At 32.4% G+C, this 15,133-nt stretch carries 17 protein-coding genes; 1 reads left to right on the plus strand and 16 read right to left on the minus strand.

The genetic code is table 11. From position 1 onward, the window contains the following. Window positions 1-168: 168 nt before the first annotated feature. Together PL77_RS28555 and PL77_RS28560 are read right to left on the minus strand one after the other, a co-directional pair. Entirely contained in the window at window positions 169-852 is a 684-nt protein-coding gene (locus PL77_RS28555; RefSeq protein ID WP_044213100.1) for a DUF6624 domain-containing protein, read from the minus strand. Window positions 853-976: 124 nt separating this feature from the next. After that, window positions 977-1,603: a chloramphenicol acetyltransferase gene (locus PL77_RS28560; RefSeq protein WP_044213102.1), complete on the minus strand. Its 627-nt coding sequence runs from the start codon at window positions 1,601-1,603 to the stop codon at window positions 977-979. 191 nt (window positions 1,604-1,794) lie between these two features. Between PL77_RS28560 and PL77_RS28565 the strand changes: the two genes are divergently transcribed. Beyond that, window positions 1,795-2,382, plus strand: coding sequence for a Crp/Fnr family transcriptional regulator (locus PL77_RS28565; RefSeq protein WP_044213105.1), 588 nt, complete (start codon window positions 1,795-1,797; stop codon window positions 2,380-2,382). A 136-nt stretch (window positions 2,383-2,518) separates the two neighbouring features. Here PL77_RS28565 and PL77_RS28570 read toward each other — a convergent pair whose 3' ends face one another. The 14 genes from PL77_RS28570 to PL77_RS28630 form a co-directional block, all read right to left on the minus strand. Further along, window positions 2,519-2,812, minus strand: a complete 294-nt coding sequence (locus PL77_RS28570; protein ID WP_044213108.1) for a hypothetical protein — start codon at window positions 2,810-2,812, stop codon at window positions 2,519-2,521. Window positions 2,813-2,849: 37 nt separating this feature from the next. Further along, entirely contained in the window at window positions 2,850-4,448 is a 1,599-nt protein-coding gene (locus tag PL77_RS28575; RefSeq protein ID WP_044213110.1) for an aldehyde dehydrogenase family protein, read from the minus strand. Window positions 4,449-4,552: 104 nt separating this feature from the next. Beyond that, a complete protein-coding gene (locus PL77_RS28580; RefSeq protein ID WP_044213112.1) occupies window positions 4,553-5,455 on the minus strand; it encodes an AraC family transcriptional regulator in 903 nt (300 codons plus the stop codon). A 578-nt stretch (window positions 5,456-6,033) separates the two neighbouring features. Then, on the minus strand, window positions 6,034-7,581 hold the full coding sequence (locus PL77_RS31210; RefSeq protein ID WP_052444818.1) for a CHASE3 domain-containing protein: 1,548 nt from the start codon (window positions 7,579-7,581) through the stop codon (window positions 6,034-6,036). 608 nt (window positions 7,582-8,189) lie between these two features. Next, complete coding sequence (locus tag PL77_RS32505; RefSeq protein ID WP_256380359.1) at window positions 8,190-8,324, minus strand: hypothetical protein; 135 nt, start codon at window positions 8,322-8,324, stop codon at window positions 8,190-8,192. A gap of 68 nt (window positions 8,325-8,392) precedes the next feature. Continuing rightward, on the minus strand, window positions 8,393-8,935 hold the full coding sequence (locus tag PL77_RS28590) for a hypothetical protein (RefSeq protein ID WP_044213115.1): 543 nt from the start codon (window positions 8,933-8,935) through the stop codon (window positions 8,393-8,395). Between the two features lie 180 nt (window positions 8,936-9,115). Beyond that, window positions 9,116-9,538: a hypothetical protein gene (locus PL77_RS28595; protein WP_044213118.1), complete on the minus strand. Its 423-nt coding sequence runs from the start codon at window positions 9,536-9,538 to the stop codon at window positions 9,116-9,118. Window positions 9,539-9,656: 118 nt separating this feature from the next. Then, a complete protein-coding gene (locus PL77_RS28600) occupies window positions 9,657-10,070 on the minus strand; it encodes a hypothetical protein (protein WP_044213121.1) in 414 nt (137 codons plus the stop codon). 434 nt (window positions 10,071-10,504) lie between these two features. Then, window positions 10,505-11,032, minus strand: coding sequence for a hypothetical protein (locus PL77_RS31215; protein ID WP_172665971.1), 528 nt, complete (start codon window positions 11,030-11,032; stop codon window positions 10,505-10,507). Between the two features lie 178 nt (window positions 11,033-11,210). Then, a complete protein-coding gene (locus tag PL77_RS28610; protein WP_052444820.1) occupies window positions 11,211-11,756 on the minus strand; it encodes a hypothetical protein in 546 nt (181 codons plus the stop codon). Window positions 11,757-12,212: 456 nt separating this feature from the next. Next, complete coding sequence (locus tag PL77_RS28615) at window positions 12,213-12,899, minus strand: DUF2695 domain-containing protein (protein WP_044213124.1); 687 nt, start codon at window positions 12,897-12,899, stop codon at window positions 12,213-12,215. A gap of 102 nt (window positions 12,900-13,001) precedes the next feature. Then, window positions 13,002-13,463 carry a hypothetical protein gene (locus tag PL77_RS28620; protein ID WP_044213127.1) on the minus strand — a complete coding sequence of 154 codons (462 nt, stop codon included), beginning with the start codon at window positions 13,461-13,463 and terminating at the stop codon, window positions 13,002-13,004. 81 nt (window positions 13,464-13,544) lie between these two features. Beyond that, entirely contained in the window at window positions 13,545-14,150 is a 606-nt protein-coding gene (locus PL77_RS28625; RefSeq protein WP_044213129.1) for a hypothetical protein, read from the minus strand. A gap of 25 nt (window positions 14,151-14,175) precedes the next feature. Beyond that, window positions 14,176-14,694, minus strand: a complete 519-nt coding sequence (locus PL77_RS28630; RefSeq protein WP_044213130.1) for a hypothetical protein — start codon at window positions 14,692-14,694, stop codon at window positions 14,176-14,178. Window positions 14,695-15,133: the final 439 nt, after the last annotated feature.

The raw sequence follows: 15,133 nt of genomic DNA on the forward strand, positions 1-15,133 counted from the left end.
GATTACATGTCAAAAGACTAAGGTTTTATACTCATCTTCTAAAAGCAGTGCTGTAGGGTCGTTGCATTGCAACGACCTCACGAACCACAATACACTTCCACTCATCCTTCATAAAAGGAATTGGTTCAATTAATAAAAACTTCGTTTACAGGGTAATCAGAAGTGATATTATTGTTTCAGTACCTCTTTTGCTTGTTGAAACTCTGCCGTTCTCTTTATTTGCTCCTCCAAGTTCCACTCTAATGGATTTCTTCGGCTACCTAAAAACTCTGCAATGGGTTCTAGTCCAATTTCAGCTCTTCTTTGGTCAACATTTTCCGGATCAAAGATAGGCCAAACATCAAAACTCTTCGTTTGTGGATAATATTTTATCTGCCCACCATAAATTTGAAGTTCTCCACGATCAGTAGCCAAACGATCTTCTGCTCTTGCCAATAATCTCGGAGACAAGTTTTTTTCATGTACTGCTTGTTTCATCATCGGAAGGTATTTTTTTCGAACTTCAATACCAGAATGTTGTAGTACATTACAAATTGTTAAATTGCCTTGTTCTCCAATAAGGCTTATACTTGGCCACCCTTGTCCATCCAAAATAGCTAGAATTTTCGCTTCATTAATGAGGTGGTTTTCATGATAGATTTCATTTTGTTTTTGGAACTCTACAGACTCATAACCATGTACTTTTCCAAGTGAATCTCTTAAACGAATCGGTGTTTGTTCTGTTTTCCAAATGGTATCTAAAAGAGCCACTAAATTTTTTGGAGGTATGCTGGAAGTAGATGATTGTACTTTTTCTGATGGTTTAGTACAGGAAATGATTGTCAATAGTGAAAAGAATAATAAAAGTCGCATAATTATATTTGGATGGTTAAAAAATTAAATTCGATTGAAGAATTTAAATCTAGACGTATTCATTGTTAAATCCGATTTAAATAATGTTATATAATTACTTTGATGACAATGCCTTACTTTTAGACTATTCAGCATTTAATAAATTTTGAAATTGCTCAATAAACTGACCAACATGATAAGCATCTACTAATGCATGATGTACATGTATTGATACAGACATTGATTTCATTCCGCCTTCTTCTGTTAATTGACCAAATGAGATTTTAGGTACGCTATCCGCCATTTCAAAGCTTCTGGCATGAGAAAGACTCGTAAAATTGATCCATGGAATAGCCGAAAAATGAATGACATCATCCCCTGCATCTCCTGAAAAAAGAGAGGTTGAATTTTTTACTTCATCGATTTTCACTTTGGCTTTCTCATAGAATAACTCTTCTTCTTTATCATAGTCTATGTATGAAAAACCAAAAGTGCCATCTGCCCTGCCAATCGTACATGACGGTCTTATGGAATCATATTCATAGACTTTACCTTCCAAAATTCTATACCTAAAATTGACAATTTGATTGGCAACTTTGATGGATCTGTACAAGTAATAAAGAAAAAAAGAAACTCCTCTTTCCTTTGCTTGATCATACGCTTTTGTACAATCTACTTTGACCGTTATACCATGAAACGGTTCTGAAAATTTTGAAAAGAAATGATAATGTTCCTTACGGTTCCAATTTTCTATGTTTACTATTTTTTTCATTAGGATTTCAGATGATGAGTGATTTCTTGTATTGAATTTAACTGAATCAAGTTTTCTAATTCAGATTGCATTTCTTTCTGTTCATGTGCCCATGTTTATTGTTTTTCATCATTTTTAATTTTATTTTTTTGATGTCACAAAAGTCACCAAAAGGGAAATATTGAAAAAGGACATTTGTCCCAACTGAATTTATGTTAAGAGAAAATCAAGCATTTTTAGCTTATATAGAAGGACTTTATCAGCAACAAGAGCGTAAGGATAAAGTGATTAAAAAGCACTATTCTAAAGGGCAAAAACTACTGAAGCAAGATGAAAAACCGACAAAAGTTATTCTGATCAAAGATGGAATTACCAAATGTTTTTTTGCTGGAGATAATGATAAAGAATACCTCTTTGAGTTCTTAGGACAAGGAGAGATTGTGGGTGAAGTGGAATTTATAAAGAAGAGAAACTGCCTGTGTAGCATTGAAGCTATCACTGATGTGACCGCCTATGCTATTGCTATCGATTACTTCTCTGAACTCATCAAAACAGACCTCAAACTGAACAACCTCCTCTTAGATGTTTTTGCAGAACGAATTATTAATACGTCCACTAGAGCCTCTTATCAACAATTATACACTATTGAGCATACGTTAAGTAGGTTATTGACGCTTCAGTCTGAACAAAACCTTTCGATCTCTAAAGAAAATATGGCTTCTTATTTAGGGGTCACTGTAAGAAGTCTCAATAGGGCTTTGAAAAAAGAGGAAAATAAAAAAGACTTTCCATTAACATGAAAAGCCTTACTTTGATGGAAGAACTATTTTGAAAAAAGGTGTATGAAAACGTTAAAAACTAAATTTCCATGTATTTTAAGTCTTAGAAATCAGGAGATTGCAACTTAGTTTACAACGCAATACAATTATACTACTGTTATAAAATATGATAGTTTAAACTCAGACCTACAATAGTACTATCTAACAAAAGAATTATGTAATCTATCCAAGTACCTTTTCCTTTAATAATTGTAGTGATCAATAACCCAAAACCACCCAATGAAGGAAAAATAAGTGCTAGCCATTTTGCCCAATCTACATTTTGTAAAAGTAAAATGGCAATTATGGCATTGATAAATACAAAGGCCATAACACCCGCTGAATTAGGTGCTTTGGCTTTGCGTAATTTTTGAAATGAAATGATATGTGCAATAGCATTTGCTACGAGCAATACAATTATTGTTGTTAGCAGTCTTACTCATATCTAATTATTGAAAGTCTTTTCCTTTGAAATTATCCATGACCATTTGCCCTGCAAGCTTAGCAAAATGCCTCCAGCTTTGATCTATGGAGAAATAAGAAGCGTTTTCCAATAAATGTTCAACTCGTTTTCTATTCGTCAGTTCAAAACTTGTTGAATTAAAATCATTTAGTATTACAGATTTTTTGATATTGTCAAAATTCAATGCATTACCAAAATTACCGACACCAGACACAAAATCTTCTGTTGTTTCTTCACAACCACCCCATGTGAGGTAAGCATTTAACCAAATATTAGGAGGAACATCGTTGACAGCAATACCGCCATAATTTAACTCTCTTACAGCTTGATGTACTCTAGCCTCATTTGCTTTCATTGTATCATTGTCTACTAAAATCATACAACCCAATGATCCTAATAGTTTATTGTTACAGAAGTCAGTGGCTTTTGTCAAAAATTCATCGGTATCTGTTGATACATCCAATGGAATTTCACTATAAATTTGACAGAAAGCTTCATTCGTTACTGCGAAATCATCTTCAGAGATGTTTGGAATTAGAACAAAATCGCTTTTATTGTGTACACCATGTTCAGGTGTTAATATCTCTGCCGTAGATTGGTTTTCTAAAAATGCTTCTTTGGTTTTTTCAACTCCAGGGTAGTGTGAACCACAAGCAAACGTCTCTTCTGAAAGTGCTTTTCTTAATTCATCAAGGAACTGTTCTCTTTGTGCCCAATTCTTAGAAGTCACAATAGTCTGAGGTCGCCCACAAACTGCACCTCCATTGAGTTTCCCAACAGAAGCTAACTGTATAGCTTGACGCTTAATATCCTTGTCTGACCATTGACCAGGTACTATGATACAAGGGTTATTTCCTCCACACTCAGAAACTAAAGGTGCACTTGCTGCATTTTGGATGGCATGAGCCACACCTGTAGAACCTGTAAAATAAATAGAGTGCAAACCTTCCAAAGCAGACATTTCTCTTCCCTGACTAGCATCACAGAAAGCTACTGCCTTAGCTTCTATCAATGGAGCAAAAATCTTTTCCCAAATGGCATCTGTTGCTTCGTTGAGTTGATGGGGTTTGTGAAGTACCACCTTATTTTCTAGAAATAAAGCCATAGCCATTTCAATTGAAGAGCTATAGTTCCCCGCTCCAGAGACGGCAATAACGCCGGGAGGTTTCTCCATCGGGTTCGTTTGTTTTGGCCTCCCTTCTATGTGGAGATACCCTTTTTGTTTTGCAGCAGCTAGTTTGTCTTTTGAAAAGATAGGAAAGACTTCCACTTCAAATAAACCTTGATCAATTTCTTTGATAGAAAGAGGACTTTGCATTTCTCCTACAACCAAAGACTCATAAAGCTTATGAATTCCCATTAAAGTATTAGCCATTGGCATTACAGTGGTTCCCATTCCTTCTGCGATACTGGTAATGCTTTCCTCCAGTAAATCATTTTTCATATTAGCATCTACTTCACCAAGTTCTACAGCATACTTCTTTAAATTATGCTGAACTTGTTCGAGTAATGCCAACCTTTCAAAAATTGAGGTATCTTTCCATTTCTGTGGATCTAAGCTATTATAAGCGTCCTGTGCTGTCATAGTATTTGGATTTTATTCTGTTTCAGTTACTTAATACACAATTTCGGAAAGTAACAACCTACAGACTTACACAAAACGCAGGAAGGATAACACAAAGTGCAGTATCAGTTCAGATTACGGTATTCGATAGGAGTATGTCCCGTTTTTGATTTAAATAAACGAGTAAAATAGTGAGGATATCTAAAACCCAAGTCGTAAGCTATTTCACTTACAGATTGTTCAGTTCCTACCAATAAATTCTTTGCCTCTTCGATCACAAATTGATTGATATGGTCTTTGGGTTTTCTACCTGTCTCTTTTTTAATTAAATCACTAAAATAATGTTGTGACAAATTTGCAATATCGGCAAAATGTTCAACGCTTGGTAAGCCTGCATCTAAATGTCTCTCTGTCTTAAAATATTTCTTTATTTCTTTTTCAAATTGAGAGATTACCCCCTTACATTGAATAGAACGCGTGTTGAATTGTCTTTCATAAAATCGGTAACAGTAAGTAAGTAATAACTCTAAATTCGACACAATCACCCTTTGACTATGGTTATCAATACGCTGCGAATATTCTGATTCTATATTTTGTACAGTACTATTGATGGTCTTCTCCTCGTCTTCAGATAAGTGCAGTGCCTCTACGATATCATAGTTGAAGAAAGTAAAGTCGGAAATGATTTTTCCCAAGTGGGTATTCCTAATTAAATCTTGATGAAAGTAAAGCATCCATCCTTGAATATCTCCTTTCTTCAATGGTTTGGTAGGCATATAAACCTGACCTGGTGAAGAAAAAACCATCAAGCCTTCATCAAAATCGAATGAATTTCTTCCATATTCTACCCCACAACTCCTGTCTTTTAGAGAAATCATATAGAAGTCATAAATTACTTTGGAACCCACATCTTTTTCTAAAACCTGAATTTGTGATGCGTCAACTAATGAGATAAGTGGATGTTTGGGAGCAGGAAAACCAAAGAGAGAATGTAATTCACTTATTGATTTTATATAGTAAGTGGTCATAATTATACGTTATTTTTTAAACACAAAGACTGATTATTTATTAATTTTTGGAACGAAAACAGTAATGAATAGATTTGTATCAAGTTCTTCTATTTTGAAATTGACACATCAGACAGTCAAGATTACACTTTGTTACAGCACTATAAAAGGTAAGGTTTTTTAATAATATTTTGTCAATCTTAGGTGATATTTTTTCTATAGTAGTGCAATATGAAATGATATTCTGACTCTTAAAAAGCTTTTATCTATCAAAACCAAAATTTAATAATTAATGAGACACTTGAAACTAATTTTTAACCTATTGATAGTGGTCAGAAATCAGGAGATTTCTAATAATTTATAAGACACGAATGACGCTAACGCTTAACATTCGCGCCAGAGGTCTCTCTACTTAATTCGTTTGGTGGTACTTTCATCGGCCTTGAAGGGAAATGAAATTTAGCTTTTGACTTCTCAGCCTTCAATTTTTTGCTTCTTTTTGTTTCAAAAAAATGAAGAGGAAAGCAGCTTGAAAGACGGCCTTAATAAACTTGTAGAAACAATGATTGAAAATTGAGGATAATCCAGTTTACTACCTACTATTTTGAAATAGTAAAATAAAAAGTACTTCCCTTCCCTATTTGCGAGGTCAACCATATTTTTCCATTGTGTAACTCCACCACTTTCTGACAATGCGAAAGTCCAATTCCTGTACCTGAATATTGATCTCGCGTATGGAGTCTTTGAAAGATTTTAAAGATTTTGTCAAAGTGATTTTCTTCAATACCAATCCCATTATCAGTGACAGAAAATTTGTATTGATCGGAATACTCCTCTGAATTGATAGTCACAACGGGTGAAATCTGTTCCTCTGTATACTTGATTGCATTTACAATCAGGTTTTGAAATAGTTTTATCAGATCAAACTTATATCCTTTTATTTTTAAGGGTTCCCCAATATAGGTAACACTTGCCTGTTTTTTGTCTACTAAGCTATGTAAGTCCGTTTTGACATCAGAAATCAACACCTCAACATCTATTTCAGTCTCATCCGTCCTCTTCCCTATTCGCGAATATTCTAAAAGTTCTTTGATGAGGTCTCTCATACGGTAAGAAGACTCAGAAATTACTTCAATGCTTTTTTGCCCCACCTCGCTCACTTTACTTTTTTCATTATTCAATAAGTCCGAAAATGAGATAAGAGAGTTGATCGGTTCTTGTAAATCATGTGATGTGATATAAGTAAACTGTTCGAGTTCTTTATTTCTATTTTCCAGGTTGACCTTTATTTCATTAAGATCTTTTTCTATTTGTTTACGAAGTACAATTTCACTTTCCAACTCATTTTTTGAAACAATCGTTTCTTTCAATTCAAGCAAAATGGATTCAATAAAACGAGATAAGATTCCAAATTCGTTTCCTGATTTTATATTGAACTTATAATCTAACTCCCCTTTTGCAACATGTTCTAATCCTTCTTTTAGTTTCCGAATAGGTCTGTTGATTCCTCTGTAAATAAAAAAGGATACTACAACGATTATTAATGTGGTGAATGCAAATAATCCAACAAGCAAAGAAAAAGTCGTTTCTTTTATTTGTTCAGGTTTTGGGCTCCTTACTGCTAATAAGAGTAACTCCTCCCTTTCAATCTCTGAAATTTGTGATCGAATGGTATCCATCAATAGTTTTCCAATATCATTATCAACGACCTCTTTAGCAGCCTCAAAACCGTATTTTTTCCTTAAATGAATAGTTAAATCAAGTCCTTCAATTTTCTTATTCACCGTCACTTTCAAAGAATCAATTCTAGGCGTTTGTCTGGAGTTATCAGCCGTAAGTTCTCGAATAGAATTTAATTCCTTGTCAATTATTCTCTTGCTATGTATAAAAGGTTCTAAGTATTCTGATTTCCCAGTAATTAAAAAGCCTCTCTGTCCTGTTTCTAGGTCAACCAATAAAGCCTCAATGTTTCCGAGCTGAGTCAGTACCTCATGCGTATGCACAACCCAATCTGCACTCTTAATGATTTTCTTAGAATTATTGTGAGAAATTGAAATAGATATAATTGCTGAGGCAGTAACAATTGCAAAACCGATAAGTATTTGCGTGGTGATATTTATATTATTTAAGTTTTGGTTTTTAGCCATACCATAACAAGTTTTTCGCTTCGTAATTCGGGTTTAAATCCATGTCTTTATCATTATTACGCCTTTATATTGTAACCTACACACCTTCAACTTCCAAAATAAGGTAGAACATGGAATTCAAAATTGGTCCATCTCCCTCTAAAAGACTGAACTACATTTATTTAAATATAGTTCAATCTTCAAAAGGTTGCAACCCTTTATAGCAGAGATGTTTTCAAAAAATTTAATGATGAAAGTTTTATCGCTGTATTCTATGTATTACTCTAATGCCGTTTTTGTCTTTTATAATTTTAGTTTGGGGAGGAAAAGCGATTTTAGAAGTACTACTACATTGTAAACTAAATTATCGTCAACTTTTAATCGACCTTTATGCAAGCATTTATAGAATCTACTTTCAAGTTTTTCCCTCTTCGTTTTTGCCTTGAAGCAAAAAGAAGACTCACAATTTTCTTATGTTCTATTCCTCTATATTCATCCTATAACTCATAAAATAGAAATAGAGCCATATCCTCTCTTTGATTCTCAATCATATACGCCCTTCCACTAGTTGATTCAGAATATCCTAATGAATTAGCGACCCAATCATGAAAACCTTCAAATTTTGGTTCTTATTCCTTTATTTCTTCATCCATTTTAGAAAAGTAGGACCCAAATAAAAATGAGCTCAAATGAGTAGGACTTGCATGACCAATATACATCGCAGTTCTCCTTCTTAATTGATCGAATAATTCGTTCTCTGTCATTTTTTATGATGAATAAGTGAGATTGCTTTGAATAATTCCTTGCTTACTAGAAGTTGTAATGACGATAATTAAGGCTCTATAAAAATTTCTCCATTTAATGGTACCCAAGTTCGAGGACCAAAGCTATCGTCTGTTATTTTTAATTGCTGTAATTGAAATAATTCTTGACTGGTTAACTGACCCCAATATTTTAAAGGTATTTGCTTTACTATTCCAAAAAGTAATCTGTCTCCTCCTTCACATGACGTATTAATATGAAATTCAGATGGAGAAAAAGTTAATTCATATTTTAATTTCCCTTGATCATCATATATTTTCCATAAACCGTCTCGATAATAATAGAAAATGGAAACATGACCTACTATACCACAGTTGATATAAGAGCTTAACTTGTAATTCCCCTCCATTTTTAAAGTCCCATTTTCAGAGTATTCTTTCCAATACCCCACTCTTAGATTACTGACTCCATGTTTACTTACGGCAACGTTTCCTACTCCTATTACTACATCTTTATGCTTTATTTCAACAGAAGTTGTACGTTTTGGTAGTCCATTATTTAACTTTCCATAAAGATTTTTGTCCGAAAAGTCTTGAGCTTGCACAGTTATCATTTTGAATAGATAACTTAAAAGTAATATGATAATAAAACTCCTCATTCTATTTTTATAGTTTATGCTTTAGATTAGGTACGCTTATAAACATTCTCATAGAGAATTCAATTGCTTTATAAAATTCCGTTTCTAAATTCCATTTCCACCCCTCAAACATCAATAATATAAAAATCTACTTATCTAAACTTTTTTAAGAGATAAAGAAATCGGAACATCGCTAAAATAGATTACCATAACAGCATCTAATTGTTGTACAGAAAGTACAAGGTGGTTATAGTTGTCTTCTTTGGTACCAATTCTTATTTTCTGAGAATCACTAATTTTCCATAGTTTATTATCTAAAAATTTCATGTCTTCCAACATTGGTGATAGATTACCATTAAACTTAAGGCGAAATGTTCCATTGTCCTCAAATGTCCATTCTGATTCTTTAAAACTATCAATCAGCATAGGCATCATTTGAACTGCCTCTTGAGGAAGATTTTGCATTGAAGCTTTACCATCCACCACTTTCCAAACGCCAATAATTTTAGATTTTTCAATAGTTTGTGCTTTGAAAATAAAAGGACACAATAGTGCTAAAGTCAAAATAATTTTTCTCACGATATACAGTTTTAAATTTTTCTGAATGTGCAAAACTCCTTTTTGTCACAACTCAAACTTTGATCCAACCTCATTTTTATAAAATGAATCAGCCTTCTTTCGTAAAATGCATGCATATCTACCCAGAGTGACTGAAGCCTTCAGAGAATTCAAGTTTTGCGTTAAATTCAAATTCGAGTTTGTTTTTCATACTTTCAGAAACAAAAAGATGATGGTTATATTGCCACACACTTCTTTCGTTTTCGTCAGTGATTTTTATCTTATCAGGGTTAATATGTTCTTTGATAATCAACACATGAAATCCATCCCACGCTTCACCCGTAGCCTTTCGAACAATTTTAATCGGTCTTATTTCAATTTCATCTGCAAGAAGATCCTCAAAGGCAGCAACTAGTTTTTCATTGACAATCGTATAGTCCGAACCAGTCATTAGGTTTGTTAGCTTATCATAAGATAGAATTCTAAAAGTGTTATTGTCAACTCTCCACAAGTTGATGCTAGAAGTTATTTTATTTGATGTATGGTAAATCATTTTACTTACTTATAGTTTACTTTAGTATTTGACAAGTAGGGTAGTAGAAAACGATAACCTTTCCATTTTTCAATGATGGTAAATAGCACCCTATTTGATAAGATATAAATGTTGTGGATTAGTTTTCCTGTCTTTGAAAAGTCAGTTTGTTGGTAGGCATTTCAAGTACTAAACTATTTTGGTCAATATAGTCTATCTGAAAATTAACTAACTCAATGTTGTCATTTAAAATTGAATTGAGTGAATCAAAAACAGTTCAAGTGCTTGACTAAATTCTCCTATTAAAAATTTATGGTCTGCCTTTTCAACTACTGTCTTAATTACCCCATTCTTCAGAGCCTTGTATTATATGTTCTTCAACTTGTGATTTCATTTTATTAGAAATAACGTTCCGTGTAATTGCCAGTGACGAAGCAGTTGAAAGTTATGGTCAATTACACCTTTTTTTGTGCTTTTTTTAATTTTATTTCTATTTGCTCAATATCTTCTCTAGCTTCTTTAATTGTAGAGATGTTATTTAAGTCTTTATAGAGTTTCAAAGCTTTTGTTTTATGGCCTTCTAAAATAAGTTGAAAGACTTTATTGGTTATTGTAACATTGCCTAAATTCAAATCATCTCTTCCATATTTCCTTAATCCAACATTCGGGAATTTTGGTTGCCAATCTCCCCAGTCTAAATCACGAAATCCATCTCCCCATATTTCTTGATCTTTACTACAAACATACCCCCATATTCTACTGTAAATAAGAAATTCACAATCAATACATTTATTAGGTACGAAAATTTCAATACCAGTTTTTGACACTTTAATTGCTCTAGGTTCAGTATTGCCTTCGATACCACAACTACCATAGTCCAATCTTAAGTAGTTTTCAGTTAATTCTTCTGCTCTTAAACATTCTCCTTCAAATAGGAATTCACAACTCAAACATTTATTCGGCAAAGCAGAAATTGATGCCATAATTTGCTTCTTCTTTGATGGGCTTCTGTCGCCTCGAACTTCACATTTTGGAAATGATTTTCGATACATATTATTAATTACACATAACATTAAATAAAAACAATAGCGTTTACCACTTTAAATTTCATGAATAAACACCATATGACATACATCGCTAGAGTCAAACGTAGTGGCAGATTTAAGACCACCAATTTTTCAACCTTGCCCAAAAGTTCTTTTTTTGATTTATTGTTTCATTTACCGAATCACCCGTCATTACGTTTGAGCCATTGTTGTAGCCTGATATTAATTCAATCTCAGAGCTAATTTTTTCCTTTCTCAGGTCAAACTCTAGTTTTCTTGTCTTATTAATCGGACTATCAACACCGTAGACAATATCTCCTTCAATCCCGACTATCTCTAAAACTCTAAATACTTTGGAAAAGGTCAATATTTTATTGTTGTCAATGTCTATAACTCTTATTTGTTGAGATCTATTTTTTGTCCAGATAGGGAGTACCACACGCATAATACTTTCATCCCAAACCGCCGATCCACCAGCCCAATCACAAACTTTAATTTTCTTATTACTCTTACTGTCAAGTAAGAAACATTCTGCACACAATGGAGCTCCCATTGCAATCTCATACATTTCTCCATATTCAATTCTATACTTTCCATCTTTAGAGATCAAATTCTTGTCAGTATTAGAAAAGTTCCATGGATTTGGATATCTACTACTCATAGAGAGAGGCTACTTTTAAAATGTCTACAAATTTTTTCCAACTTGGTTTTTCCGAATCTATGTCTTGGTTTATATTCTACCATTTATCAAGACTTTGTTTCAAATCCACTTTAAAAATTTCATGAATAAACACCATGGTATTTATCTATTAGTGAAAACTACTTCCAACTTCTTTCAAAAAAATAGTTTGCTGTTAGATTGTTGAAAGACAATTCAATTTACATTTTTATGTATTACAAAACAAATATTGATTTTTTAGAGAGTAGAAAAGCTTGAGAGCATTTTGATTAAAATTGATTCGATTAGACACACCTCTTCCATTCACTACTTTGGAGTTTTTCAACAAGAACAATTATTCAATCAGAGCTTAATATTTATACTTTCATTTCTACTGATTTATCTATAATTCCATTATATCAAGCTTTCAAGTACAAGTCTCTATTTATTGGCCTTTGTTTAATTCTTAATTATAACTTTATGTATCTTTAATTTTATCCTCTTGCCTCCCAAATCATTATGTTCTGAGTAATAAATGCCCATAGGTTTATTAATAGCAATTTTTTCTATTGATGATAAATAATAATCTGCCACTTTCTCTGAAAATTCTTTATTCTCAGGGTTTTCTGATTTAACCATTTCTGAGAACTTTTTTGCTGTTATTTCCTCAAATTCCTTGACAAACCCTAGTTCTGTAGGTAACCCTGATTTTATACTTTTAAAAAAATGAACATTGGACCTTATTCTTTTTTTAGTCTTCTCTCCATAAATAGCGGGTATTAATATGTCATCACTTTTCAAGTAATTATGATAAGAATAATTCCTATCTGAAAATAAAACTTTAGTATACGTCTTATCCTCTTTAACTACATACTTTTCAGGAATTTGATATGGGTTTAAATAACTTTTTTCAATACGTTTCTCCTCTATTGAAATATCACAATTTTCTGGTAGATTCATGATTACTTCACAATCACAATTGCCTCCATGTTCTGCCAGTAAATCATGAAAATCATCAATGTCGATCCCATTTTTGATAGCCCATTCAGTTGAATGTTTTAAGCTATGATCACAATTGTTCTTCTCTAATTGATTTTCTATAAAAATACAAAGTTCGTCTACTTGATAAGCGGTTAGAATGATCATTAATTTATAGTATGAGGTAAAAATAAAGGTACTGTAATGGCTATGGCCCTATGGATGAAGATTAGATATTTTTGTGTTTTTTTCGTCTACTTATTTCCAGTCTTAAACCTTTTTAGCTTTAGAATATTTAATAAAGCTAACTGAATAACTTTCCTCAATAGTAATATCATTATTTTTTACAGATTCGTTGAGAGACTTTTCTTTATTCAGCCAAAAACTAGATATTAATTTCACTTTTTTGTTGTCCCAAAACAGAAAATATACTTTATCGTCCGCGATGATTATATTCAGGTTTGCAAATTGACATTCATATTCATCGAGTACGTGTACAGCAGAATTCCAATTGTCGAGTTCCTCTTTTGAAAACTTATCCTTTTGTAATTCTTTTTTCATGTTAACCCGCAATTTGTAAAGACTTGCCAACTTCTTCTTTTCTTGAATAATTCCTGGATTGAAAAGAATATCTCCATTTTTAATTGTCCTTACAAATTCTTCAGTTAAGGTATGATCTGCAGTTTTTTCAAGTTTCTCCAAAACCTGATCAAAAGTTAATTTTTTATTCACTATCAATATATTTTAGAGTAAAAGTTTTTTTCTATAATCTAGCACAACGCAGCTGCCAGCGAACTATGCCCCTTGATGTGCTTATTTTTCTTTTATATAGTACTCTCGATCAAATTTCATTTCTAGATCATCAAAATTATCTAGAAATATCGCAGAATACCCTTGATCTAAAAGAGATTTAATAACCTTTAATGTTGTAGTAGCTCCCATTGGATCTTGCCCTACTAAATCAAAAATAATATTCTTGGTTAAAGATAATTTTGATACAATCGATAACCATTTTCTTTGATTACCAGGAAGAGTTGCAATCTTAGTATTAGCAGTTATATAATCTAATCCAGAAAATAATTTTAAATCTTCAAAATTAGCTTGTCCATTCTGTTTCAGATATCGTTCTATGGTTAGTGGATAAAAATATTCTTTAAATCCATGAGGATAAATATGTTCTGCAAATGCTATTTTTTGAAATAGTTTTACACGAGGACTTGGATTTATACCCATAAATATTTTGGTAAGCTCGTCTACTAATGGAAAAAAGTGAGAGCCTCCATATAAACATAAACGAATTATTTCCCCTTCATTAAGTTTAAAAGAGGGAATTATAAAATCTCCTATCTCAAATCCTTCATTAGATAAAATCATATTATTCTTAAGCATAACATTGAGTGCAAAATGCGTTTTATGCATTTTTACATGGTGTTAGCAATTCGTTTTATTCTCTATTAAATATTTCTACGCCTCCCGAACCAAATATTCCAAAACTCTTTTCATTGGGAGAGAATCCACACCATTGTCCATATTCAAGATTCTCGAGATTTATTAGGTCATAATTTCTCCAAAAAACTTGTTCTGAACGTCCAAAATACTTGTAATCAGTTATTCCGAATATTTTCTCTTGAGAGTCCATCAATATTTCAGTCAAAATCCACCTGTCTGTTGTATAATGGTTTCCGTTTCCACCTCTTAATCCAAAGACTTTAATTTTTTGGTTACTTTCTTTTAAATCAAATTCAAGATTGTCTTTGGAAAGGCGTTCTATTAATTTGTCATCTTCTATCACTTTTTCCCTTTCACCTGTTAGCGTATTTCCAATTACATAATAGTCTGGGAACAACATGAAAACTTTATTGTCTTCTGTCCATCCACAAGCAAATAATCCAGCACCACCAATATAAGGTCCTCTTTTCCAAGGTAGGTTGGGTTCAGTCAAGTATCTTTTTATATCCTTCATTTCTTTTACTTGCTAACATTAAATAAAAAAAATAGCATTTACCCCATAAATTTCACAAATAAACACCATGGTATTTTGTATTTTCCTATAAGTGAAAACTACTTCCAACTTCTTTCAAAAAATAGTTTGCTGTTAGATTGTTGAAAGACAGTTAAAGTTATATTGTTATGTATTACAAAACAAGTATTGATTTTTTAAAGAGTAGATTAGACCTTTGGGTAATTAACTTTTTATCTAGATATACTCTTCTAGGAATGTTTTGAGGTTCATATAAATCCCAAGAAACATTCTGTACAAATTCAATTAAAGTTATAAATGATAAAATATATAAAGACTTTAGATTGGAAAAAACTAGCCAAAATAATGACTACTACTATAAAGTAGTTAATCATTCAACCAATACATGATATAACTAAACCACTCTCTGCACTGAAAGTGC

This window comes from Flammeovirga sp. OC4 (genome assembly GCF_000812565.1).
Lineage (GTDB): Bacteria > Bacteroidota > Bacteroidia > Cytophagales > Flammeovirgaceae > Flammeovirga.